The following is a 23,491-nucleotide window of genomic DNA, read 5'->3' on the forward strand; positions in this document are numbered from 1 at the left end:
TCGTGCAAGGCGGACAAGGCACACACGAATCGATCACGCGTGCGAGTGAAATGGTCGGTGCTTGGCTGGAATGTTCCGCCGTGCGACGTGTGTTCATCAAGGCAGGCGGAAACCCGGTGAGCCGGCATCCGCTGCCCAGAGCGCTCTCGCGGACCGTCGGGCGCGCAGGGTGAGCGCTTGCTCCGGGTGCGCCAACATGGCCGACTTTCCTTGCCGTGTGAGGCCGTCGTGCGACGCGTCCTTCCTCGTGCTGCCTTCTGGTGATGCCTGCGACCGCGTGGCGTGGGCGAGACGCGAGAGAGGGCCCCGGTCGTTCGACCGGGGCCCTCTCCTGAAGCTCCTGACGGGTTCAGGCCTTGACGCGCACGTCGTTGCGCAGCTTGGCCGTGAGCTCAGCGGCGTCGTCGATCGAGCCGCCCTGGCCGGAGGCGATGGAGGCGACGCTGAACGACGTGACGATGGCGACGGTGCTGTGGTCGCCCCAGACGCAGATCGGGACCTGCATGGTCTTCGGCACCCCCGACTCCGAGGACGATGAGCCGCTGGTGTCGATCTGGGCCATCTGGCACTTCATGATGCCGTTGGAGAAGCCCGCCGGGTGGACGGCCTCGGGGCTGCCGACCAGCTTGCCCTTGGTGTCGGAACCGCTCTGGTCCTTCTCGGACTCCGTCTTGGCCTTGGCGAACAAGGCGTCGACGACCGCCTCCGGGTCGTCGATCGTTCCGTACACGCCGCTGAAGGCGAGACCCTTCATGGTCAGGGCCTTGCCGCTCTGGTACTTGGCGTTCACCTCGGTGGGGTTCTTCACCCCCCACTTCGCGTAGTCCGACTTGTCGGCGTCGCTGGGGTCCGCGGAATCGGAGTCCGGCTGCTTCGTGTACGTCCCGTTGATCACGGCCGCCGGAGTCGAAAGCTTGTGCGGGCCGTCGTCCGCGACGTCGGAGCCGCTGCTGCCTCCGCTGACCACGAAGTACACGGCCACCGCCACGGCCGCCACCACGGCCACGGCACCGATGATCAGGCCCGTCTTCTTGTTGCCGCCGCCCGGCTGCGGCGGCTGCGGCGCTCCGTAGGGCTGCTGGCCGTAGGGGGCGGGCTGGCCGTAGGGGGCCTGCTGCTGGCCGTACGGGTTCGGCTGCTGCGGGGCGCCCTGCTGGGGGTAGCCGTAGCCGGGCTGCGGCGGGGCCGGGGGAGCCTGCTGGGGGTAGCCGTAGCCGGGCTGGGGTGCCTGCGGCGGCTGACCGTAGGGCCCCGGCTGACCGTACGGGCCCGGCTGCCCCGGCTGACCGTAGGGCGGCTGCTGGCCGTACGGGCCCGGCTGGTTGTTGCTCATTTCGGGGTTCCCCCTTGGACGCTTATGTGTCCCTGACATCCTGGACCAGGGCCGGAAACCACGCGGCACCGGGGGCGGCACCGTTACAGAACAAACGCGTTTCGGGACCACCCCGTGACACCTCTAAACTGACCCCCGTGACCGAGAACGCTCATCAGCAGCCATCAGCGCCCGACTCCGAACTGCCGACCCAGTACGCGCCGGCCGATGTAGAGGGCCCGCTGTACGAGCGCTGGGTAGAGCGTGGTTACTTCGAGGCGGATGCGAAGAGCGAGAAGCCCCCGTACACGATCGTCATCCCGCCGCCGAACGTCACCGGTTCGCTGCACCTCGGCCACGCCTTCCAGCACACGCTGATGGACGCCCTCACGCGCCGCAAGCGCATGCAGGGCTTCGAGTCGCTGTGGCTGCCGGGCATGGACCACGCCGGTATCGCCACCCAGAACAAGGTCGAGCAGCAGCTCGCCGAGGAGGGCAAGTCCCGCCACGACCTGGGCCGCGAGGAGTTCGTCGAGCGGGTCTGGCAGTGGAAGGAAGAGTACGGCGGCAAGATCCTCGGCCAGATGCGCCGCCTCGGCGACGGAGTCGACTGGTCGCGTGAGCGCTTCACCATGGACGAGGGTCTGTCCAAGGCCGTCCAGACCATCTTCAAGAAGCTCTACGACGACGAGCTGATCTACCGCGCCGAGCGCATCATCAACTGGTGTCCGCGCTGTCTGACGGCCATCTCCGACATCGAGGTGGAGTACCAGGACGACGCGGGCGAACTCGTCTCGATCAGGTACGGCGAGGGCGAGGACTCCCTGGTCGTCGCCACCACCCGCGCCGAGACGATGCTCGGTGACACGGCGGTCGCCGTCCACCCGGACGACGAGCGCTACCAGCACCTCATCGGGCGGCACATCAAGCTGCCGCTGACCGACCGGACCATCCCGGTCGTCGCCGACACGCACGTCGACCCGGAGTTCGGCACCGGCGCCGTCAAGGTCACCCCGGCCCACGACCCGAACGACTTCGCCATCGGCCAGCGCCACGACCTGCCCGCCATGACGATCATGGACGAGCACGGCGTGATCACCGTCCACGGCCCGTTCCTCGGCCTGGACCGCTTCGAGGCCCGCTCCGCGGTCGTCGGCGCCCTGCGCGAGCAGGGCCGGATCGTCGCCGAGAAGCGCCCGTACATGCACTCCGTCGGCCACTGCTCGCGCTGCAAGACCACCGTCGAGCCGCGCCTGTCGATGCAGTGGTGGGTCAACGTCAAGCCGCTGGCCAAGGCCGCCGGCGACGCGGTCCGCGACGGCCGCGTCGCGATCCATCCCGCGGACATGTCGAAGCGCTACTTCGACTGGGTCGACAACATGAACGACTGGTGCATCTCGCGCCAGCTGTGGTGGGGCCACCGGATCCCGATCTGGTACGGCCCGGACGGTGAGATCGTCTGCGTCGGCCCCGACGAGCAGCCGCCGACGGGCGAGGGCTGGACCCAGGACACCGACGTCCTCGACACCTGGTTCTCGTCCGGCCTGTGGCCCTTCTCCACCCTCGGCTGGCCGGAGAAGACCCCGGACCTGGCGAAGTTCTACTCCACCGACGTCCTGCTCACCGGCCACGACATCATCTTCTTCTGGGTCGCCCGGATGATGATGTTCGGCCTGTACGCGATGGACGGCGAGGTCCCGTTCAAGACCATCGCCCTGACCGGCCTGGTCCGCGACGAGCGCGGCAAGAAGATGTCGAAGTCCTTCGGCAACGTCGTCGACCCGCTGGACTGGATGGACAAGTACGGCTCCGACGCCGTCCGCTTCACCCTGGCCAAGGGCGCCAACCCCGGCACCGACGTCCCGATCGGCGAGGACTGGGTCCAGGCCTCCCGGAACTTCGCCAACAAGATCTGGAACGCCACGCGCTTCGCGCTCATGAACGGCGCCACGATCGAGGGCGAGCTGCCGCCGGCCGAGCAGCTCTCGGCCACCGACCGCTGGATCCTCTCCCGCCTGAACAAGACGGTCGCTCAGGTCGACGCGTACTACGAGGACTTCCAGTTCGCCAAGCTCAGCGAGGCCCTCTACCACTTCGCGTGGGACGAGGTCTTCGACTGGTACGTCGAGCTGTCGAAGACGACGTTCTTCGCGGGCGGCGCGGCGGCCGAGGCCTCCGGCCGCGTCCTCGGCGAGGTCCTGGACGTCCTGATGCGCCTGCTGCACCCGGTCGTCCCGTTCGTCACCGAGACCCTGTGGACCACCCTCACCGGCCGCGAGTCGATCGTGGTCGCCGACTGGCCGAAGGACTCGGGCTTCCGAGACGAGGCCGCCGAGGCCGAGATCGAGAACCTCCAGCGGGTCGTCACCGAGGTCCGCCGCTTCCGCGCCGACCAGGGCCTGCAGCCGGGCCAGAAGGTCCCGGCCCGCCTGGATCTGGCGGGTACGCAGCTGGCTGCCCACGAGGGCGCCATCCGCCAGCTGCTGCGCCTGCAGCCTGAGGAGGAGGGCTTCAGCCCCACCGCCACCCTGCCGGTGGCCGGTGCCACGGTCGCCCTCGACCTCTCCGGCACGATCGACGTGGCGGCCGAGCGCAAGCGCCTCGCGAAGGACCTGGCCGCCGCCGAGAAGGAAAAGGCCCAGGCCACGGCCAAGCTCGGCAACGAGGCCTTCCTGGCGAAGGCCCCGGAGAACGTGGTGGACAAGATCCGCACGCGCCTGTCCAAGGCCGACGAGGACATCGCCCGCCTCCAGGCCCAGCTGGACCGGCTGCCGCAGGCGTAGCCGCTCGTACGGAGACGAAGGCCCCCCGTGCCGACCTGGCACCGGGGGCCTTCGCCGACCCTCAGGGGCGCGGGGGACTGCGCGGTCAGCCACGGACCCTCAGGGGAGTGGGGGACTGCGCGGTCAGCCACGGACCCTCAGGGGCGCGGGGAACGGCGCCGTCGGCCACGGACGACCCGCACCCGCGCGCGAACACGTGCCGCCCCACCTCCTGAGCGCACTGCCCGACAGGCCACCGCACCTTTTGTCACTGCGGCTCCGTAGACTGAGCCCGTGAGCGAAGCGCCCGGCACCAGTGACACTCCCGACCCCCTCGACGCCTTCGACGAACTCGTCGCCGAAGAGACCGACCGCGACCCCGACCTCGCGGTGATCGAGGCCGGCAGCCGCACCCTGCGCACGCAGGGAGGGCCGCGGCAGGCCGACGTACCCGCGCGCCCGGAGGACCCGGAGGTCGACAAGGCCCTGCGCGAGGTCGAGACGGAGCTGGCCACCCGCTGGGGCGAGACCAAGCTGGAGCCCTCCGTCAGCCGGATCAGCGCGCTCATGGACGTGCTGGGCGAGCCGCAGCGCTCGTACCCCTCGATCCACATCACGGGGACGAACGGCAAGACCTCCACCGCCCGCATGATCGAGGCCCTGCTCGGCGCCTTCGAGCTGCGCACCGGCCGGTACACCAGCCCGCACGTGCAGTCGGTCACCGAGCGGATCAGCCTGGACGGCGCCCCGATCTCCGCCGAGCGGTTCATCGAGACCTACGGCGACATCAAGCCGTACATCGAGATGGTCGACGCGCAGCAGGAGTACCGGCTGTCCTTCTTCGAGGTGCTCACCGGCATGGCGTACGCAGCCTTCGCGGACGCGCCGGTGGACGTCGCCGTGGTCGAGGTCGGCATGGGCGGCAGCTGGGACGCGACGAACGTGATCGACGGCGATGTCGCCGTGATCACCCCCATCGGTCTCGATCACACCGACCGGCTGGGGGAGACGACGGGGGAGATCGCCGGCGAGAAGGGCGGCATCATCAAGCAGGACGCGACCGTGATCCTGGCGCAGCAGCCGGTGGACGCGGCGCAGGTGCTGCTGAAGAAGGCCGTCGAGGTGGACGCGACCGTGGCCCGGGAGGGGCTGGAGTTCGGCGTCGTGGCCCGGCAGGTCGCGGTCGGCGGGCAGCTGGTCACCCTGCGCGGTCTGGGCGGCGAGTACCCCGAGGTGTACCTGCCGCTGCACGGCGCGTACCAGGCGCACAACGCGGCCGTGGCGCTCGCCGCCGTCGAGGCGTTCTTCGGGGTCGGCGCACAGCGCGCGGACCCGCTGGACGTCGAGGCCGTGCGCAGGGCCTTCGCGGCCGTGTCCTCGCCGGGCCGGCTGGAGGTCGTACGGCGGTCTCCCACGGTCGTCCTGGACGCCGCGCACAACCCGGCGGGCGCCGAGGCCACCGCCGAGGCCGTGCGCGAGGCGTTCGACTTCAGCCGGCTGATCGGTGTGGTCGGGGCGAGCGCCGACAAGAACGTGCGGGGGCTGCTGGAGGCTTTCGAGCCGATCTTCGCCGAGGTCGTCGTCACGCAGAACTCCTCGCACCGGGCGATGGACGCGGACGAGCTGGCCGCCATCGCCGTCGAGGTGTTCGGTGAGGACCGGGTCCAGGTCGAGCCGCGGCTGCCCGACGCTCTGGAGGCCGCGATCACGCTGGCCGAGGAGGAGGGCGAGTACGCGGGCGGCGGCGTGCTGGTCACGGGTTCGGTCATCACGGTGGGCGAGGCCCGCCTGCTGCTGGGGAAGGGCTGAGATTCCGTCGTGCGTACGCTCTGTTCATCGACGCTGATCGGTGAGTTCTGCATCATCGGGTTCGCCGGGCTCGTGGCCATGAAGGACCCGGATCTGTCCACGTCGACTGTGTGGCTGGTCAGCGGCATCGCCATGGTCCTGTGCCTGCTGCTGTGCGGCATGGTGACCCGGCCGGGCGGCGTCGCCCTCGGCTGGGCCCTGCAGCTCGCCCTGATCGCCTCCGGCGTCTTCGTCCCGACCATGTACTTCATGGGCGCGGTCTTCGCGGCCCTGTGGTGGGCATCGGTGCACTTCGGGAGAAAGGTGGACGAGGCGAAGGCCCGGTTCGCGGCCCAGGCGGAGTCCCCCACCACCACACCTGACGCTGTGTGACAGGGGCACGGACCCGCCCTGTAGCCTCGTCCCACCGCACACGTCAGTCGTAAGGAGCCACCCGTGACTCAGCGCACCCTCGTCATTCTCAAGCCCGACGCCGTCCGTCGTGGCCTGACAGGCGAGATCATCAGCCGGATCGAGCGCAAGGCCGACTGGCGGATCACCGCGCTGGAGCTGCGCAGCCTGGACCGGGGGACGCTGGAGCAGCACTACGCCGAGCACGTCGGCAAGCCGTTCTACGAGCCGCTGGTGGAGTTCATGGCCTCGGGCCCGGTGGTCGTCCTGATCGCCGAGGGCGAGCGGGTCATCGAGGGCGTGCGCGCCCTGGCCGGCCCGACCGACCCGATCGCGGCCGCCCCCGGTTCCATCCGCGGTGACTTCGGCGTGATCGTCCGCGAGAACCTGATCCACGCGTCCGACTCGGAGGAGTCCGCCGAGCGCGAGGTGAAGATCTTCTTCCCGGGTCGCGACTGAGTCCGGCGGACAGATTTTCGCTAAATTTTCTGACGGGTCGTCAACCCTGCTCGGGCCCCCTGAGCGACCCTGACCTGGGACGGCCGTACGTTTTCGGCCGTCCTTTGGCATATGCGTTGCCGATCGGGGGAACGTGTGCCCCCGATGGGCCGTCTCCAGAAGCGAGGCGGCGCGCCATCTGATGACAATGGCGAAGACCCTCGCGCAGTGTTCGTGCAGGCGCGTTTACGATGGAAGCCTTCACGTCACAGCACCCGCCTCGCCGTCCTGACATGCCCTCAAACGTTCGGGAAGGCCAGATGAATCCGGATGGGGAACTCAATGTCGTTCATCGGCCGTGACATGGCTGTCGACCTCGGGACCGCCAACACGCTGGTGTACGTCAGGGGTCGCGGAATCGTTCTCAACGAGCCCTCCGTCGTCGCGATCAACACCAACACCGGTGGCATCCTCGCGGTCGGTGCCGAGGCGAAGAAGATGATCGGCCGGACGCCGGGCAACATCGTCGCGGTGCGTCCGCTGAAGGACGGCGTGATCGCCGACTTCGAGATCACCGAGCGGATGCTCCGCTACTTCATCCTGAAGATCCACAAGCGGCGGTACCTCGCCCGGCCGCGGGTCGTCGTCTGTGTGCCCTCGGGCATCACGGGCGTCGAGCGCCGCGCGGTCATCGAGGCGTCCTCCCAGGCCGGCGCCCGCCAGGTGCACATCATCGAGGAGCCCATGGCCGCGGCCATCGGCTCCGGCCTGCCGGTCCACGAGGCCACCGGCAACATGGTGGTGGACATCGGCGGCGGCACCACGGAGGTCGCGGTCATCTCGCTCGGCGGCATCGTCACCGCCCAGTCCATCCGCGTCGCGGGCGACGAACTGGACAACGCGATCATCCAGTACATCAAGAAGGAATACAGCCTTCTGCTGGGTGAGCGAACCGCCGAACAGATCAAGATCACCATCGGTTCCGCCTACGAACTCGACGCCGACGAGCACACCGAGGTCCGTGGCCGGGACCTGGTCTCCGGCCTGCCGAAGACCGTCGTCATCTCGGCCGCCGAGGTCCGCAAGGCGATCGAGGAGCCGGTCAACGCGATCGTCGACGCGGTCAAGACGACCCTCGACAAATGCCCGCCGGAGCTGTCCGGCGACATCATGGACAGGGGAATCGTTCTGACCGGCGGCGGAGCACTGCTGCGCGGTCTGGACGAGCGGCTGCGCCGGGAGACCGGCATGCCGATCCACATCGCCGAGGACCCGCTGGACAGCGTGGCGCTCGGCTCCGGCAAGTGCGTCGAGGAGTTCGAGGCACTCCAGCAGGTGCTGGACGCCCAGCCGCGCAGATGACACAACTCTTCGGTTCCGCCGTACGGGATGATCTCCTCTCGTACGGCGGATCGTTGATATAGAGGCATAAGCTCCCGCAAACGGGCCCCCAGGACTTGCGTCTCGCGAGTGGTGCCTTGAGGGGTCCCCGAATTCCTACTTGAGGAAGGGCACGGCCGCCGCACGTGAGGGACACGAAAGAGAGCCGGCTGCTCCTGGTCCTGCTGATCGCCATCGCGTTCGCGCTGATCACGGTGGACATCCGCGGGGGCCGGAACTCGCCGGTCGAGGGCGCCCGACAAGCCGCGGCAGCGGTGTTCGGCCCGATCGAGAACGGGATGTCCTCGGCGGTCGACCCGGTCGGCAACGCCGTCTCCGCCATCCGTGACTCCGGCAGCCGCCACGACCGGCTCGCCACGCTGGAGAAGGAGAACGCGGCCCTCAAGGCCAAGCTCGGCAGCGACGACCGCAACCGCAGCAGACTGGCCCAGCTCGACAAGATGCTGAAGATCGCCGGCGAGGGCCAGTACGGCATCAAGGGAGCCCAGGTCATCGCCATAGGGTCGGCGCAGGGCTTCTCCTGGACCATCACCATCGACGCCGGCGCGAACGACGGCATCAAGCGGGACATGACCGTGCTGAACGGCGACGGCCTGGTCGGCCGGATCACCACGGTCGGCCCGGACACCTCCACGGTCCTCCTCGCCAACGACCCCGACTTCACCGTCGGCACCCGCATGGAGGGCAGCGACGAACTCGGCTTCGCCTCCGGGCAGGGCGACCGCCCGCTGCGCGTGGAACTCCTCAACGGCAAGGCCGAGGTGAAGAAGGGCGACCGGCTCGTCACCTTCGGGTCCCAGGCGGACAAGCCGTTCGTGCCCGGTGTGCCGGTCGGGGTCGTCTCCCGCGTCGACCCCTCCGGCGGCGGCCTCACCCGCACGCTGTACGTCACGCCGTACGTCGGCTTCACCAAGCTCGACGTCGTCGGCGTGGTCGTCGAGGCCCCGAAGAAGGACCCGCGCGACGAGGTCCTGCCGACCAAGCCCAAGCCGGTGCCGACGCCAACGGTGACCGTGACGGTCACGCCCTCGGCCAACGCGTCCACAGACGGCCAGCAGCAGCAACAGCAGCAGTAGGAGCTGACTTCCCCATGCGTGTCAACCGGATCCTGCTCTCCAGCGCGCTGGTCGTCGTCGCCCTGGTCATCCAGGTCAGCGCCCTCGCCCGGCTGCACCTGCCGGGCGCCGTCCCCGACCTGATGCTGCTCACCGTCCTCGGCCTCGCCATGGTGTACGGCCATGTGGGCGGAGCACTCGTCGGCTTCGGCGCCGGCCTGCTCGCCGACCTCGCCCCGCCCGCCGACCACGCGGCCGGCCGCTATGCCCTCGTCCTGTGCGTCACCGGCTACTTCGCCGGACTCATCAAGCCGGAGAACGGCCGCCTGAAGTCGGCGACCGGCCCGATGGCCGTCGTGGTCGCCGCCGCCGTCGGCTCCACCCTGCTGTACGCCGGTGTCGGCGCCCTGGTCGGCGACACGGCAGCCCGCCACGTCGGCCTGACCGGCCTGCTGTTCTCGGCGGCCCTGTACGACCTGCTGCTGGCGCCGTTCGTGGTCCCGGGGATCATGTGGCTGGCCCGCCGCTCCGACAACGACCCGCTCGCCGATGCCGGCCCCGCCACCAAGGCCGGCGACATCTCCTCCGGCTGGCTCTCCTCGGGCACCGGCCTGCGGATCGGCAGCCAGCGCGGCGGCCTCGGCGCCCTGAAGGCCAAGGCCCGCACCCGCTCGGCCCGGGTCGGCCGCATCAAGGGGGTCAAGCGGCTGTGAGCGCGGGCAAGTTCACCCGAACGGGGAAGCCCCGGCGGAACGAGGCCTCACAGGCTGGTCGTTCATCATTCGTACGCGCACACGCATCCGCGCACTGAGAGGGGGAGACAGCCGCAGTGACCAACATTCCCGAGACCGGACGGACCCCACGGGTCCAGATTCGGCTCGTCGTGATCCAGATCCTCGTCCTCTCCCTGCTCGGCACGCTCGGCGGCCGCCTGTGGTACCTCCAGATCCGCCAGGGAGCCGAGTACCAGAAGGAGGCCTCCGGCAACCACGTCCAGCAGGTCGTGGACCCGGCCGTGCGCGGCGACATCCTGGACGCCCGGGGTGTGCCGCTCGCGGACAACGAGACCCGCCTGGTGGTCTCCGCGTCCCGCACCGACCTGCTCAAGCAGAAGGACGACGGCAAGGCCGTCCTGACCAAGCTGGCCGGCGTCCTCGGCATGAAGCCCGACGACGTCAGGCAGAAGGTCCGGCTGTGCGACGCCAAGACCCCCCAGCCCTGCTGGAACGGCTCGCCGTACCAGCCGATCCCCATCACCGACGAGGCGACCCCCAAGCAGGCCCTGCAGATCCGCGAGCGCTCCGAGGACTTCCCCGGCATCACCGCCGAGCCGGAGGCCGTGCGCCGCTACGCGGGCCCGGGCAAGTCCAACACCGCCCAGGTCCTGGGCTATCTCTCACCCGTCACCGACGACGAGATCCAGAAGGCCAAGGACACCGACTCGCCCTACCTGCGCTCCGACATGGTCGGCCGCTCCGGCCTGGAGCGCCAGTACGACAAGGTGCTGCGCGGCAAGGCCGGCGTGACCCGCTACGAGGTGGACAACCTCGGCCGGGTCATCGGCAAGGCCAAGTCGGACGCCGCCGAATCCGGCTCCAACCTGGTCACCAGCATCGACTCCCGGGTGCAGCGCGTCGCCGAGTTCGAGCTGAACAAGGCCATGAAGAAGGCCCGCGAGCAGTTCGACAAGATCACCGGTGAGAACTACAAGGCGGACTCCGGTGCCGTCGTCGTGATGGAGGCCAAGACCGGCCGGATCGTCGCCATGGCCTCCGCACCGACCTACGACCCCAACGTCTGGGTCGGCGGCATCTCCGCCAAGGACTACAAGGCCCTCACCGGCAAGAACTCCGACTACCCGCTGCTCAACCGGGCCACACAGGGTCAGGCGGCGCCCGGCTCGACCTTCAAGGTGGTCTCCACGGCCGCCGCGGTCCAGGCCGGCTACGTCTGGGACGGCGGCTACCCGTGCACCAGCTCGTACTCGGTGGGCGGCCAGGTCTTCAAGAACTTCGAGGGCGAGAACTTCGGCCCGATCTCCCTCGGCCGCGCCCTGGAGGTCTCCTGCGACACGGTCTTCTACGGCCTTGCCGACAGGGAGTGGAAGAAGGACGGCGGGATCAACCCCAAGAAGGGCCGACCCAAGGACTACTTCTTCAAGACCGCCCACCAGTTCGGCCTCGGCAAGGAGACCGGCATCGACCTGCCCAACGAGGTCACCGGCCGGGTCCCCGACCGCCAGTGGAAGCTGGACTACTGGAAGGCCAACAAGGACGCGTGGTGCAAGTCCGGCAAGAAGGACGGCAGCTACGTCGAGAAGATCGCGTACGAGAACTGCCTCGAAGGCAACAAGATGCGCGAGGGTGACGAGATCAACTACTCCATCGGGCAGGGCGACACCCTCGTCACCCCGATCCAGGAGGCCATGATCTACGGAGCCGTCGCCAACGGCGGCACCGTGTACCGGCCGACCATCGGCAAGGCGGTCATCAGCGCGGACGGCAGGACCGTGCGGGAGATCAAGCCGACGAGGACCGGCAGGCTGCCGGTCAGCCAGGCCACCCTCAAGGGCATGAACGACGCCTTCGCGGGCGTCATCACCCGCGGTACCGCCGCCTGGAAGTTCGGCGGCTGGCCCCAGGACAAGATCCCGCTGCACGCCAAGACCGGTACCGCCGAGGTCTACGGCAAGCAGACCACCTCCTGGCTGGCCACCTACTCCAAGGACTACACGGTGATCATGACGATCGCCCAGGCCGGTACGGGTTCCGGAGCCTCCGGTGAAGCCGTGCGCAACATCTACAGCGCGCTCTACGGCGTGCAGGGCGACGGCTCCGTCAACGACAAGAAGGCGCTTCTGCCCGAGCCGCAGAAGAGCCTGCCGAAGGTCCGCACGGACGGCACGATCGACGCCCCGAAGATCACCGGTGACCCGGGCAAGGACGCCGAGGCCTCCCAGCAGGACAACCCGACCAACGGGGACGACCAGCAGCCCGCCACCAGCCCCTCGCCCAGAACGGGCAACAGCAACACCCGCAGGCGGCCGCGCCGGAGGGGGAGCCGGAGGATGCTCACATGACCGGCAACAGCTTCTCCGTCTCCGGGTACGGCCCCGAGCGGGCCGGCTGGACCAGGGTCTTCGCCCGTGACTCCCTGGCCCGCCGGCTCGACTGGCCGATGCTGTTCGCGGCGATCGCGCTGTCGCTGATCGGCTCCCTGCTGGTGTACTCGGCGACCCGCAACCGCACCGAGATCAACCAGGGCGACCCGTACTACTTCCTGATCCGCCACATCATGAACACCGGCATCGGGCTCGCCCTCATGATCGCCACGCTCTGGCTCGGCCACCGCGCCCTGCGCAACGCGGTGCCGATCCTCTACGGCCTGTCGGTCTTCGGCATCCTCGCCGTGCTCACCCCGCTCGGCTCCACCGTCAACGGCGCCCACTCCTGGATCGTGCTCGGCGGCGGCTTCTCGCTGCAGCCCTCCGAATTCGTGAAGATCACGATCATCCTGGGCATGGCGATACTGCTCGCGACCCGGGTCGACGCCGGCGACAAGAAGCACCCCGACCACCGCACCGTGGTGCAGGCCCTGGCGCTGGCCTCCCTGCCCATCCTGATCGTGCTGCTCATGCCCGACCTCGGATCGGTCATGGTCATGGTGGTCATCATCCTGGGCGTGCTGCTCGCCTCCGGGGCCTCCAACCGCTGGGTCTTCGGGCTGATCGCCGCGGGCGCCATCGGCGCGATCGCCGTCTGGCAGCTGCACATCCTGGACACCTACCAGATCAACCGCTTCGCCGCCTTCGCCAACCCGGACCTCGACCCCGCGGGCGTCGGCTACAACACCAACCAGGCCCGTATCGCCATCGGCTCCGGCGGCCTGACCGGCGCGGGCCTGTTCCACGGCTCGCAGACCACCGGCCAGTTCGTCCCCGAGCAGCAGACGGACTTCGTGTTCACGGTCGCGGGGGAGGAGCTGGGCTTCCTCGGCGCGGGCCTGATCATCTTCCTGCTGGGCGTGGTTCTGTGGAGGGCCTGCCGCATCGCCCGCGAGTCGACCGAGCTGTACGGCACGATCGTCGCCGCCGGGATCGTCGCCTGGTTCGCCTTCCAGGCGTTCGAGAACATCGGCATGACCCTCGGCATCATGCCGGTCACCGGCCTGCCGCTGCCGTTCGTGTCGTACGGCGGCTCGTCGATGTTCGCGGTGTGGGTCGCGGTGGGGCTGCTCCAGTCGATCAAGGTCCAGCGACCGATGTCCGCGTGACGTGTTCACCGGGTGAACGGCGGGTGTTTTCCCGCCATTCACCCGAGGTGGCCCCTGCCCTCCGCGCCGGTCTGCCACTAGATTCGGTTCATGGCGGATACGAAGCGCGAGATCGAGCGCAAGTACGAATCCGACGACAGTGGGCTGCCCGACCTCACGGGCGTCGGCGGAGTGGCGGACGTCCTCGACAAAGGCCTGGTCGAGCTGGACGCCACCTACTACGACACCGTCGACCAGCGCCTGGCCGCCGCCGGTCTCACCCTGCGCCGCCGCACCGGAGGCTCGGACGCCGGCTGGCACCTGAAGTTCCCGGTCGCCCCAGGGGTCCGCGACGAGATCAGAGCGCCCCTGTCGGAGACCGTCCCCGACGAGATCGCCGCACTGGTCCGCTCCCGGGTCCGCTGCGCCGAACTGGTCCCCGTCGTCCGGCTCCGCTCCGGGCGCGACGTACGCCACCTCGTGGACGCGGAGGGCACGCTGCTGGCCGAGGCGAGCGTGGACGCCGTGACCGCCGAACGGCTCGTCGGCAAGGGCGGCAGCACCCAGTGGACCGAGATCGAGGTGGAGCTGGCGGACGACGCGGATCCGGCCGTCCTCGACAAGGTGGACAAACGCCTGCGCAAGGCGGGCGTACGCCCGTCGAAGTCGCCGTCCAAACTGGCTCGGGCACTGGAGCAGACCGGAGGCCGGCGGCCCGGCGCCGGGCGGCGCGCCAAGCCCGTGACCGCCGGCGACCACGTCCTCGCCTACCTCCGCGAGCAGCGCGAGGCGATCCTCGCGTACGACCCGGGCGTACGCCGGGACGTACCGGACTCCGTCCACCAGATGCGGGTGGCCACCCGCCGCATGCGCAGCACCTTCCGCACCTTCGGCGCCGTCCTCGACCCCGCCGTCACCGACCCGATCGCCGCCGAGCTGAAATGGCTGGCGGGCGAGCTGGGCGTGGACCGCGACCAGGAGGTCCTCGCCGAGCGCCTGACGACCGCCCTGGACGGCCTCCCGCCCGACCTGGTCCTCGGCCCCGTCCGCGAACGGCTCACCACCTGGTCGAACGCCGGGCACGGCAGCGCCCGCGACCAGCTCATCGCCGTCCTGGACTCCGCCCGCTACCTGGCGCTGCTCGACACCCTGGACGCCGTCCTCGCCGACCCGCCGCTGCTGAAGAAGGCCGCCGGAAAACCGGAGAAGGCGCTCGCCAAAGCCGTACGGAAGGATTTCGCGAAGGTCTCCCGCCTGATCACCGAGGCGCTCGGCCTGCCGCCCGGCGGGGAACGCGACGTCGCCGTGCACGAGGCCCGCAAGAAGGCCAAGCGGACCCGGTACGCGGGCGAGGCGGCCGTACCCGCCCTCGGCGGCCCCGCACGCTCCCTGGCCAAGGCCATGAAGTCCCTGACCAGCCTGCTCGGCGACCACCAGGACAGCGTCATGGCCCGCCGCACCCTGCACGATCTGTCCGAGGCGGCCCACGGGGAAGGGGAGAACGCCTTCACCTACGGGCTGCTGTACGGCCGCGAGGAGCAGCGGGCGGCGTCCGTGGAGGAGGAGCTGCCCGGGCTGTGGAAGGAGGTCACGTCCGGGGCGTCCGTCTGAGCGTACGAGACAGTCCTCGGGCCGGGTTACGCTTGATGGTCACCCCTGTCAGCTCATGAAGGTTCGCGAGATGCCTGTCGAGTCGGTTTTTCCGCAGCTCGAAGCTCTGCTCCCGCACGTGCAGAAGCCGATCCAGTACGTCGGCGGTGAACTCAACTCCACCGTCAAGAACTGGGACGAGTGCGACGTCCGCTGGGCGCTCATGTACCCGGACGCGTACGAGGTCGGTCTGCCCAACCAGGGCGTCATGATCCTCTACGAGGTCCTCAACGAGCAGGAGGGCGTCCTCGCCGAGCGCACCTACAGCGTGTGGCCGGACCTCGAGGCGCTGATGCGCGAGCACGCCGTCCCGCAGTTCACGGTGGACAGCCACCGCCCGGTGAAGGCCTTCGACGTGTTCGGCCTGTCCTTCTCCACGGAGCTGGGCTACACCAACATGCTGACGGCCCTGGACCTGGCGGGTATCCCGCTGGAGTCCAAGGACCGCACCGTCGACGACCCGATCGTGCTGGCGGGCGGCCACGCGGCCTTCAACCCCGAGCCGGTCGCGGACTTCATCGACGCGGCGATCGTCGGCGACGGCGAGCAGGCCGTCCTCGACATGACGAAGATCATCCGCGCCTGGAAGGCGGAGGGCTGCCCCGGCGGCCGCGAGGAGGTCCTCCTCCGCCTGGCCAAGACCGGCGGGGTGTACATCCCGGCGTTCTACGACGTCGAGTACCTCCCCGACGGCCGTATCGCCCGCGTCGTCCCCAACCGGTCCGGCGTCCCGTGGCGCGTCTCCAAGCACACGGTGATGGACCTGGACGAGTGGCCCTACCCCAAGCAGCCGCTCGTCCCCCTGGCCGAGACGGTCCATGAGCGCATGTCGGTGGAGATCTTCCGCGGCTGCACCCGCGGCTGCCGCTTCTGCCAGGCGGGCATGATCACCCGCCCGGTGCGCGAGCGCTCGATCACGGGCATCGGCGACATGGTCGACAAGGGCCTCAAGGCGACCGGCTTCGAGGAGGTCGGCCTGCTCTCCCTCTCCTCCGCGGACCACTCGGAGATCGGCGACGTCGCCAAGGGCCTGGCCGACCGCTACGCGGAGGACAAGATCGGCCTCTCCCTCCCCTCCACCCGCGTGGACGCGTTCAACATCGACCTGGCGAACGAACTGACACGCAACGGCCGGCGCTCGGGCCTGACCTTCGCCCCGGAGGGCGGCTCCGAACGCATCCGCAAGGTCATCAACAAGATGGTCTCGGAGGAAGACCTCATCCGTACGGTGTCCACGGCCTACGGCAACGGCTGGCGCCAGGTGAAGCTGTACTTCATGTGCGGCCTCCCGACGGAGACGGACGAGGACGTCCTCCAGATCGCCGACATGGCGACGCACGTCATCCAGAAGGGCCGCGAGGTGTCGAAGTCCAACGACATCCGCTGCACGGTCTCCATCGGCGGCTTCGTCCCGAAGCCCCACACCCCCTTCCAGTGGGCCCCGCAGCTCTCGGCCGAGGAGACGGACGCCCGCCTCGAGAAGCTCCGCGACAAGATCCGCGGCGACAAGAAGTACGGCCGCTCGATCGGTTTCCGCTACCACGACGGCAAGCCCGGCATCGTCGAGGGCCTGCTGTCCCGCGGCGACCGCCGCATCGGCGCCGTCATCCGCGCGGTCTACGACGACGGCGGCCGCTTCGACGGCTGGCGCGAGCACTTCTCCTACGACCGCTGGATGCAGTGCGCCGACAAGGCGCTGGCCGCGTTCGGCGTGGACGTCGACTGGTACACGACGCGCGAGCGCACGTACGAGGAAGTCCTGCCCTGGGACCACCTGGACTCCGGCCTCGACAAGGACTGGCTCTGGGAGGACTGGCAGGACGCCCTCGACGAGACGGAGGTCGAGGACTGCCGCTGGACCCCGTGCTTCGACTGCGGCGTGTGTCCGCAGATGGACACCCACATCCAGATCGGCCCGACCGGCAAGAAGTTGCTTCCTCTGACGGTCAAGAACGCAGGTCCGACGCCGGCTTCGAGCGGTCACGCGCACTGAGGTGGGCGAGGCGCTCGATCGGGTGGTTGAGGCGCTGGCGGGAGTGAGCGAGGAGGAGGTGGCCCGCTGTGCTTGCGGCGGCCGGCACTTCACGTGGTCGCTCGCTGGCGCCGTCGGGCACTTCCCGGAGGACGCCTTTGCCGGGCCCTAGCGAGACCTCGCAGATTGTGTCCGAGGTGGAGTGGGTCTGAGTGCCAGTTACGAACTGGCATGTAACCCATCGATGTCGGTTGAGCCCCCTGCCCCACTTGGGCGGGGGCTCATTGGCGTGTGATGGGGCAGAGAGCAGGACGGTCCTGATGCGCCGCTCTACCCAGTCTGCAATGGACACGGCAAAATCTCGTATATGGATCAGGGGGTCGCTGCGGTCTGGGCTGCTGGCTTAGCAGGGTTTGCGAGTGCGGCAGGGGCGGCAGTGGGAGCAGGGGTAGCCGCTCGTGGAGCTCGTGTCCAAGCGCTCCACGCGAGCGAGTTGGACAAGCAGAACAAGAAGGAAGAGCGCCGTCGTCTACATCACGACTGGCGCCGTGAAAACTGCCTCGCCTTCCAAACGAAGCTTGGGGAGGCGGTAGATGCGCTTGATGAGCTGATGTACGTCCTTCGAGATGGAGAGCCTCTGAGCGAGGCACGCGGCAAGTTGCGTACAGCGGAGGGGGCGGTACTTCGAGGACACTACGATCTTGTGGTGGTGTGCGAAGTAGCAGAGCTTGAGCGCATATCAGGCACAGCCCTTCGATGGCTTGAACAGGCTCTTTTTGCCGCAGACGCCCTCCGGAGGAACCCTGCCCAGATCACGATTCCCGAATCGCCCTTGACTCAGCGTTGGCATGATCAGCGACGAGGGCTGTTGGGTGCGTACGAGATGTTTTCCAAGGCGCTCCCCCAGGTCCTACCTGCCTTGTAGAACGGATATGGCATCGAGGGGACCGCGAACGAGCGCGTTGAGCCTTTCGTCCGCAGAGGGACACCCACATCCAGATCGGCCCGACGGGCAAGAAGTTGCTGCCTCTGACGGTCAAGAACGCACCTCCGACACCGGCTGCGAGCGGTCACGCGCGCCGACGCCTATCGGCGTGCCGCCGGTGCGATCTCGTCGAGCAGGCCGCGGATGCGCTTCTCGATCTCGTCACGGATGGGGCGGACAGCGTCGATGCCCTGTCCGGCCGGGTCGGCGAGCTCCCAGTCGAGGTAGCGCTTGCCGGGGAAGACGGGGCAGGTGTCGCCGCAGCCCATGGTGATGACGATGTCCGAGGCCTGGACGGCTTCGACGGTGAGCACCTTGGGCACCTCGGCCGAGATGTCGATGCCTGTCTCTGCCATGGCTTCGACGACAGCGGAGTTCACGCTGTCGGCCGGGGCGGAGCCGGCGGAGCGCACCTGGACGCGGTCGCCTGCCAGGTGGGTGAGGAAGGCGGCGGCCATCTGTGAGCGTCCGGCGTTGTGGACGCAGACGAACAGGACGGACGGGTGCTCGGGGGGAGTGCTCATGGCGGGTGTCTTTCCGGGCGTGGCGGGTCAGGAGGCGGAGGGGGTGGCGAGTTCGGGTTCGCTCTGCGCGGGGACGGTGCCGGTCCGTGCCGGCGCGGGGTGGGCGAAGACGGCGGCCACCAGGCCGAGGCCGAGTGCGGCACCGGCGATCTGCGCCACGATGAACGGGCCGACCGAGGCGGGCGCGATGCCGGCGAACGTGTCGGTGAAGGCGCGGCCGATGGTGACGGCCGGGTTGGCGAACGACGTGGAGGACGTGAACCAGTACGCGGCACCGATGTAGGACGCCACGGCCACCGGCGCGAGGTGGGCGCGGGCGGTGCGTCCCAGCCCGAAGATCAGCAGGACGAGTCCTGCGGTCGCGACCAGTTCGCCGAGCCACAGGTGACCGGCGGAGCGGTCATGGGTGGACCACTGCACCAAGGGCTTGGCGAACATGGCATCGGCGAGGACGGCGCCGCCGATCGCTCCGGCCGTCTGCGCGGGGACATAGGCGGCCACGTCCCGAAGGGGCAGCCCGCCTGGTGTACGTCGGTCGGTGAACCAGGCCGCAAGCGTGACGACGGGGTTGAAGTGCGCGCCGGAGACCGGTCCGAGCAGCGCGATGAGCACTCCCAGGCCGAACACGGTGGCCAGCGAGTTGGCCAGCAGTTGCACGCCGACGTCATGGCTCAGTTCGGTGGCCTGGATGCCGGAACCGACCACCACGGCGACCAGGGCGGCCGACCCCACGGCTTCCGCGAGGGCACGTCGCCCGAGCGACGCGCTCACGCCGTTGTCTCCGTCTTCTGTGCGGTCGACAGGAACCCGGACAGCCGGCCGAGAGTGCCGGGCAGCACCCAGTAGTAGACCCACGTGCCCCTGCGCTCGCAGTCGATCAGGCCGGCCTGCCGGAGCAGCTTGAGGTGGTGCGAGATCGTCGGCTGGGACAAGTCGAAGGCCGGGGTCAGGTCGCACACGCAGACCTCGCCACCCGCCCGCGAAGCGATCATGGACAGCAGGCGCAGCCGGACCGGGTCACCCAGCGCCTTGAACATCTTCGCCAGCTCGGCCGCCTGGTCCTCGTCCAGAGGGGCGGCCAGCAGTCCCGGGCAGCAGCCGGCGGACCGATCGTCCTGCCCGAGCACCACAAGTTCTTGCTTCGACATACTTCTATGTTGACGATTGTCAATCCAAGTCGCAAGCTCTGTATCGACATGCGTCAATGCAAGCAGATGGGAGTCACGTCATGTCCCGCGCCCAGCTCGCCCTGCGCGTCAGCGACCTCGAAGCGTCGATCACCTTCTACTCGAAGCTGTTCGGCACCGAACCGGCCAAGCGGCGTGAGGGCTACGCCAACTTCGCCATCACCGAGCCCCCGCTCAAGCTCGTCCTCATCGAGGGCGAGCCCGGCGAGGAAACCCGTCTGGACCACCTCGGCGTCGAGGTCGAGTCCACCGACCAGGTCGACGCCGCCACCAGCCGGCTGAAGGAGGCCGGCCTGGCCACCTTCGAGGAGAACGACACCTCCTGCTGCTACGCCCTCCAGGACAAGGTCTGGGTGCACGGTCCCGGCAAGGAGCCGTGGGAGGTGTACGTCGTGAAGGCCGCCGCCGACACCCTCGGCAAGAGCGCCGCTCCCAACACCGCCGGCGACGGCTGCTGCAGCACTACCCGGACCGCCGAAACGGCCTCCGCGCCGGCCCTCGGCGCTCACGACGTCCCATGAGTGGCACAGCCGGCGCCGTCGACCGCAATGGCCTTGCAGGCCAGTACTTCGGGACAACGCGGTCGCGCCACACGCGTGCCAGATCGTGCGGGGAACCACCGGGAACACGGGGAACACCGGGGAATCAATGGACCCGCCACCAGGCGTCGACAGCCTCCCGAGCCCCGTGACGAGCCGTGGATGGCCTTTGCTTCCCAGGCTGAGGTTCTCGATGCGGCCGGCGCAGACGGAATCCGTAAGGTTCCTCGCAGGGTGCCTGCGACTGTTCGTGGGCGGCGCGACGAGGAAGGTTGGGGAGTGCTCGACTCCCCTGAGATGCCCGGCGGTTGCTGGGCCACCCGGCCGATGGCGGGACCGACGCGGATGACGGGACCGACGAACCCTTCGGCCCCGCGTCGTGGTTCGCATGAGACGAGAAGCCGCCTCACCGGACGTCCCGGAGGCTCCTGAAGGCTGACCCGAAGAGGACTTCGGACAGTTGCTGTTGCTCTGCTCGTTGTCGGCCGGACGTGGCGCTAGCCGGTTCCGAGGGCGTCACGCAGGACCGAGATGGCCTGGTCGACGGCTGCACGGGTGGCCTTGGACTGGCGGAGCGAGTTGATCATCATGAAGTCGTGCACGATGCCGTCGTAGCGCACCGTGGTGACCGGGACGTCGGCCGCCCGTAGCTTGGCGGCGTACGCCTCGCCCTCGTCGCGCAGCACGTCGGCCTCGTCGACGATCAGCAGGGCCGGTGGCAGGTCGGTGAGCTGCTCGGTGGTGGCGTGGTTGGGAGAGGCGGTGATCTCCGCGCGCTGCTTCGGGTCGGTGGTGTAGGAGTCCCAGAACCACTCCATCGCCTTGCGGCTGAGGTAGTAGCCGGTGTCGAACTGGTCGTAGGACTTGGTGTCCATGTTCGCGTCCGTGACCGGGTAGTACATCGACTGCTGCACGAAGGTGACGTCACCGCGTTCTTTGGCCAGCAGGGCGAGTGCGGCGGTCATGTTCCCGCCGACCGAGTCGCCGGCCACCGCCATGCGCCGGGCGTCCAGGCCCTTGGACGCTCCCTCGCGCGTGATCCACTGCGCCGTGGCGTAGCCCTGCTCGATGGCCACGGGGTAGTGGGCCTCCGGTGAGGGTGTGTATTCGACGAAGGCCACCGCCGCCTGCACTCCGACCGCCAACTCCCGCACCAGGCGGTCATGGGTGTCGGCGTTGCCCAGCACCCAGCCGCCGCCGTGCATGTACAGGATGACGGGCAGTTCTCCGGTGGCGCCCTTCGGTTTGACCAGGCGCACCCGCACATCGCCCACGGCGGCCCGTACGGTGATCCACTCCTCGGAGATGGGCAGCTTGTCGATCGGTGCGGCCTGGAGATCGTCGAGGACCTTGCGCGCTTCGGTCGGCTTCAGCTCGTACAGGAACGGTGGGTTCGAGGTCGCGTCGGCCAGTTCCTGTGCCGGGCGCTCCAGGATGAGTGAGGGAAATTGAGCGGCCATGACAATGCTCCCTGGCAGGGCTGAGAAGCATGCTGAGGAAAGGCGGGCGAGTGATCCCGCCTTGGGGGCGTCGGCGCTGCCGCACGCCTGGACTCTGGGCCGATCTCATGATCAGGCTCTGGATGGCGCAGTACCGCCATCGTAGTCGCGCGCCCTGACACCCTCGACTTGGGACGTCGGCCGGCGAAGCTCGGAATGCCGGCCGACGCTACCGTCGTCGTGTCGGTGGGGCTTCTTGAAGACTCAGATGTCGGCATCAGGTTCGGCAGGCGACGAATAAGTATGTCAAGTGGCCTGGGCCGGAACGCCTCTGAGAAGCCGTAGCCCACGAGTGCCGGGTTCCGTCGTCGGTACAGGTGGGTGGAGGAGCCGCAAGCCGCTCCGGGCCGGTGTGGCTGGGTTCGCACAGGTCAGCGCGTACGAGGGCCTTGACCATGCGGTGGCCCGAAGCGGCCGGTTCTCATCGCAACACGGCCACGGTGCATCAAAGGCGAGACCTGTCAGCGCTTGAAGGAGCCCTTGGTCTGTTCCTTCGCGCCGCGCATCATGCCCCGTGCTTCGAGAGCGGCGCCTTTTGCTGCGAGAGTTTCTTTGTGCATCGCGTGGGCCGCCTTTCGTACGGTCTTTCCGACGACCTGTTCGGCCTTTGCCTTGGCCCGTTCTCCGGCACTCATCTCAGCACCTCCGCGGAATCTCACCAGCCGTGTGCCCTTGCAGCAGGTGGCAAAACCACACGCTGTGGGATGCGCCAAGCGTGGATGGCCGAGGCCCGCGGCTCTGGAGGCGGGGAAACGGCTCGTGGATCGTCTCTCAGGTGGCCATCCGTAGCGTCGAACAGCTGTGAGTGGCTGGGGGGGGAGTGAACCGAGCGCGCGCCGATGGACCGGCCTCTGCCCCGGCGCCTGATGTGAGACCTGGACGGGCAAAGCCACGGTCAGAACCATGCACCCGCGGGGGATCGGCCGACGCCGGAATGGCAGGGGACCACGACATTGCTCGGGGCTGTCGAACCGTTCTTCGGCTGGCGCGACGCTTTCCCCAGGAAGAGTTGCGGCGCTGTGGACAGTGGTGAAGCGACGCGAGTGACAGCCTGCCGTGCTGCTCGGGCAACTCCCGTGCACATCACGGCCGTTGACGCCGTACGCCAACGTTGCTGCCGCATAAGAGCGACTCGGGTGCCCGCTTACCTGTCAAGAAAATCGGGCACCCCACTGTGTGAACCATCGAGAGCGTATGGCGTCACCTCGGGATCCCGTTCTGGGCTGCGCGATCAATGGCGATACCGTGTCAGGAATTTTGCGCCAGGCAACTCGGCCGGTGGTCGCCGTGGTCATCCTCATCGTGTTTCGGATGGCCGGCTGGAGGGCCTGGGGCGTAGCTGTCGCTATCAGGCGTTCGCCAAGCACTTCGCTCGGCGCTGGCGCCAGCAGTCGCGCGTTCTTCCCGGGGCGCCATGTGTGACCAGGCAGTGCCAGGCAACAGGTAACCGAACGGCCCCCTCGGAGTGATCTCCGAGGGGGCCGTTCCTGGTGCCTCACGGCACCGACGAAGACGGTGTGTGAGGCGGGGTTCCCGGCCGTACCGGGGCCGACCCGGGCGACGATCAGTACTGCTCGGTCTCCATGAAACCCGTACCCCCGTTGTCGTCCGCGTCGAAGGCGGCGGCGGTGGGGTCGAATCCGGGCGGGCTGTCCTTGAGGGCCAGGCCCATGCCGGCCAGCTTCGCCTTGACCTCGTCGATCGACTTCGCACCGAA

At 68.8% G+C, this 23,491-nt stretch carries 19 protein-coding genes and 1 pseudogene; 13 read left to right on the plus strand and 7 right to left on the minus strand.

The features are described 5' to 3' along the window. Window positions 1-349: 349 nt before the first annotated feature. The gene (locus ACFZCP_RS32040) at window positions 350-1,333 is read right to left on the minus strand and encodes a hypothetical protein (RefSeq protein WP_391433914.1); all 984 of its coding nucleotides are present in this window, start codon (window positions 1,331-1,333) and stop codon (window positions 350-352) included. 137 nt (window positions 1,334-1,470) lie between these two features. On the opposite strand from ACFZCP_RS32040, the gene ACFZCP_RS32045 reads away from it, so the two are divergent. The 12 genes from ACFZCP_RS32045 to ACFZCP_RS32100 all read left to right on the plus strand — a co-directional run bounded on the left by ACFZCP_RS32045 (window position 1,471) and on the right by ACFZCP_RS32100 (window position 17,965). Beyond that, window positions 1,471-4,095: a valine--tRNA ligase gene (locus tag ACFZCP_RS32045; protein ID WP_391433918.1), complete on the plus strand. Its 2,625-nt coding sequence runs from the start codon at window positions 1,471-1,473 to the stop codon at window positions 4,093-4,095. Window positions 4,096-4,368: 273 nt separating this feature from the next. Continuing rightward, window positions 4,369-5,883 (plus strand): glutamate ligase domain-containing protein, encoded by a 1,515-nt coding sequence (locus ACFZCP_RS32050; RefSeq protein WP_391433922.1) that lies wholly within the window; start codon window positions 4,369-4,371, stop codon window positions 5,881-5,883. Between the two features lie 9 nt (window positions 5,884-5,892). Next, the gene (locus ACFZCP_RS32055) at window positions 5,893-6,255 is read left to right on the plus strand and encodes a DUF4233 domain-containing protein (RefSeq protein WP_362700408.1); all 363 of its coding nucleotides are present in this window, start codon (window positions 5,893-5,895) and stop codon (window positions 6,253-6,255) included. 63 nt (window positions 6,256-6,318) lie between these two features. Beyond that, window positions 6,319-6,732 carry a nucleoside-diphosphate kinase gene (ndk, locus tag ACFZCP_RS32060; protein WP_391433925.1) on the plus strand — a complete coding sequence of 138 codons (414 nt, stop codon included), beginning with the start codon at window positions 6,319-6,321 and terminating at the stop codon, window positions 6,730-6,732. A 321-nt stretch (window positions 6,733-7,053) separates the two neighbouring features. Further along, window positions 7,054-8,073 (plus strand): rod shape-determining protein, encoded by a 1,020-nt coding sequence (locus ACFZCP_RS32065; RefSeq protein ID WP_116151120.1) that lies wholly within the window; start codon window positions 7,054-7,056, stop codon window positions 8,071-8,073. 164 nt (window positions 8,074-8,237) lie between these two features. After that, complete coding sequence (gene mreC / locus ACFZCP_RS32070; RefSeq protein ID WP_391433929.1) at window positions 8,238-9,188, plus strand: rod shape-determining protein MreC; 951 nt, start codon at window positions 8,238-8,240, stop codon at window positions 9,186-9,188. A 14-nt stretch (window positions 9,189-9,202) separates the two neighbouring features. Then, window positions 9,203-9,880 carry a rod shape-determining protein MreD gene (gene mreD / locus ACFZCP_RS32075; protein ID WP_391433932.1) on the plus strand — a complete coding sequence of 226 codons (678 nt, stop codon included), beginning with the start codon at window positions 9,203-9,205 and terminating at the stop codon, window positions 9,878-9,880. A 116-nt stretch (window positions 9,881-9,996) separates the two neighbouring features. Further along, window positions 9,997-12,246 carry a penicillin-binding protein 2 gene (gene mrdA / locus ACFZCP_RS32080; protein ID WP_391433935.1) on the plus strand — a complete coding sequence of 750 codons (2,250 nt, stop codon included), beginning with the start codon at window positions 9,997-9,999 and terminating at the stop codon, window positions 12,244-12,246. Continuing rightward, a complete protein-coding gene (gene rodA / locus ACFZCP_RS32085) occupies window positions 12,243-13,439 on the plus strand; it encodes a rod shape-determining protein RodA (RefSeq protein WP_362700418.1) in 1,197 nt (398 codons plus the stop codon). The genes mrdA and rodA overlap by 4 nt, the downstream gene beginning before the upstream one ends. 90 nt (window positions 13,440-13,529) lie before the next feature. Then, window positions 13,530-15,029, plus strand: a complete 1,500-nt coding sequence (locus tag ACFZCP_RS32090; protein ID WP_391433940.1) for a CHAD domain-containing protein — start codon at window positions 13,530-13,532, stop codon at window positions 15,027-15,029. A 70-nt stretch (window positions 15,030-15,099) separates the two neighbouring features. Next, on the plus strand, window positions 15,100-17,061 hold the full coding sequence (locus ACFZCP_RS32095; protein ID WP_391433943.1) for a TIGR03960 family B12-binding radical SAM protein: 1,962 nt from the start codon (window positions 15,100-15,102) through the stop codon (window positions 17,059-17,061). 472 nt (window positions 17,062-17,533) lie between these two features. Beyond that, window positions 17,534-17,965, plus strand: coding sequence for a hypothetical protein (locus ACFZCP_RS32100; protein WP_391433946.1), 432 nt, complete (start codon window positions 17,534-17,536; stop codon window positions 17,963-17,965). A gap of 161 nt (window positions 17,966-18,126) precedes the next feature. On the opposite strand, the gene ACFZCP_RS32105 is transcribed toward ACFZCP_RS32100, so the two are convergent. The 3 genes from ACFZCP_RS32105 to ACFZCP_RS32115 are packed head-to-tail and all read right to left on the minus strand — an operon-like array spanning window position 18,127 to window position 19,697. Next, a complete protein-coding gene (locus ACFZCP_RS32105; protein ID WP_391433951.1) occupies window positions 18,127-18,549 on the minus strand; it encodes an arsenate reductase ArsC in 423 nt (140 codons plus the stop codon). Window positions 18,550-18,576: 27 nt separating this feature from the next. Continuing rightward, window positions 18,577-19,320 (minus strand): aquaporin, encoded by a 744-nt coding sequence (locus tag ACFZCP_RS32110; protein ID WP_391433954.1) that lies wholly within the window; start codon window positions 19,318-19,320, stop codon window positions 18,577-18,579. After that, the gene (locus ACFZCP_RS32115; protein WP_391433956.1) at window positions 19,317-19,697 is read right to left on the minus strand and encodes a metalloregulator ArsR/SmtB family transcription factor; all 381 of its coding nucleotides are present in this window, start codon (window positions 19,695-19,697) and stop codon (window positions 19,317-19,319) included. The genes ACFZCP_RS32110 and ACFZCP_RS32115 overlap by 4 nt, the downstream gene beginning before the upstream one ends. Window positions 19,698-19,777: 80 nt before the next feature. Here ACFZCP_RS32115 and ACFZCP_RS32120 point away from each other — a divergent pair, with 80 nt between their 5' ends. Then, window positions 19,778-20,257: an ArsI/CadI family heavy metal resistance metalloenzyme gene (locus ACFZCP_RS32120; RefSeq protein WP_391433959.1), complete on the plus strand. Its 480-nt coding sequence runs from the start codon at window positions 19,778-19,780 to the stop codon at window positions 20,255-20,257. A 515-nt stretch (window positions 20,258-20,772) separates the two neighbouring features. Here the strand turns inward: ACFZCP_RS32120 and ACFZCP_RS32125 are convergent. The 3 genes and pseudogenes from ACFZCP_RS32125 to ACFZCP_RS32135 all read right to left on the minus strand — a co-directional run. Next, window positions 20,773-21,735: an alpha/beta hydrolase fold domain-containing protein gene (locus ACFZCP_RS32125; RefSeq protein ID WP_391433965.1), complete on the minus strand. Its 963-nt coding sequence runs from the start codon at window positions 21,733-21,735 to the stop codon at window positions 20,773-20,775. A 500-nt stretch (window positions 21,736-22,235) separates the two neighbouring features. Then, entirely contained in the window at window positions 22,236-22,409 is a 174-nt protein-coding gene (locus tag ACFZCP_RS32130; protein ID WP_362700442.1) for a hypothetical protein, read from the minus strand. 929 nt (window positions 22,410-23,338) lie between these two features. Further along, a pseudogene (locus ACFZCP_RS32135) lies at window positions 23,339-23,491 on the minus strand (DNA-directed RNA polymerase subunit alpha); the annotation flags it as partial.

The organism is Streptomyces sp. NPDC007971, from assembly GCF_042958635.1.
Classification (GTDB): Bacteria; Actinomycetota; Actinomycetes; order Streptomycetales; family Streptomycetaceae; genus Streptomyces.

Bases quoted from the DNA above. Each gene is read 5' to 3' on its own strand.
- ACFZCP_RS32130 (WP_362700442.1), bottom strand. From the start codon at position 22,409: ATGAGTGCCGGAGAACGGGCCAAGGCAAAGGCCGAACAGGTCGTCGGA.
- ACFZCP_RS32065 (WP_116151120.1), top strand. From the start codon at position 7,054: ATGTCGTTCATCGGCCGTGACATGGCTGTCGACCTCGGGACCGCCAAC.
- mreD (WP_391433932.1), top strand. From the start codon at position 9,203: ATGCGTGTCAACCGGATCCTGCTCTCCAGCGCGCTGGTCGTCGTCGCC.
- ACFZCP_RS32125 (WP_391433965.1), bottom strand. From the start codon at position 21,735: ATGGCCGCTCAATTTCCCTCACTCATCCTGGAGCGCCCGGCACAGGAA.
- rodA (WP_362700418.1), top strand. From the start codon at position 12,243: ATGACCGGCAACAGCTTCTCCGTCTCCGGGTACGGCCCCGAGCGGGCC.
- ACFZCP_RS32090 (WP_391433940.1), top strand. From the start codon at position 13,530: ATGGCGGATACGAAGCGCGAGATCGAGCGCAAGTACGAATCCGACGAC.
- ACFZCP_RS32040 (WP_391433914.1), bottom strand. From the start codon at position 1,333: ATGAGCAACAACCAGCCGGGCCCGTACGGCCAGCAGCCGCCCTACGGT.
- ACFZCP_RS32120 (WP_391433959.1), top strand. From the start codon at position 19,778: ATGTCCCGCGCCCAGCTCGCCCTGCGCGTCAGCGACCTCGAAGCGTCG.
- ACFZCP_RS32105 (WP_391433951.1), bottom strand. From the start codon at position 18,549: ATGAGCACTCCCCCCGAGCACCCGTCCGTCCTGTTCGTCTGCGTCCAC.
- ACFZCP_RS32095 (WP_391433943.1), top strand. From the start codon at position 15,100: ATGCCTGTCGAGTCGGTTTTTCCGCAGCTCGAAGCTCTGCTCCCGCAC.
- ACFZCP_RS32115 (WP_391433956.1), bottom strand. From the start codon at position 19,697: ATGTCGAAGCAAGAACTTGTGGTGCTCGGGCAGGACGATCGGTCCGCC.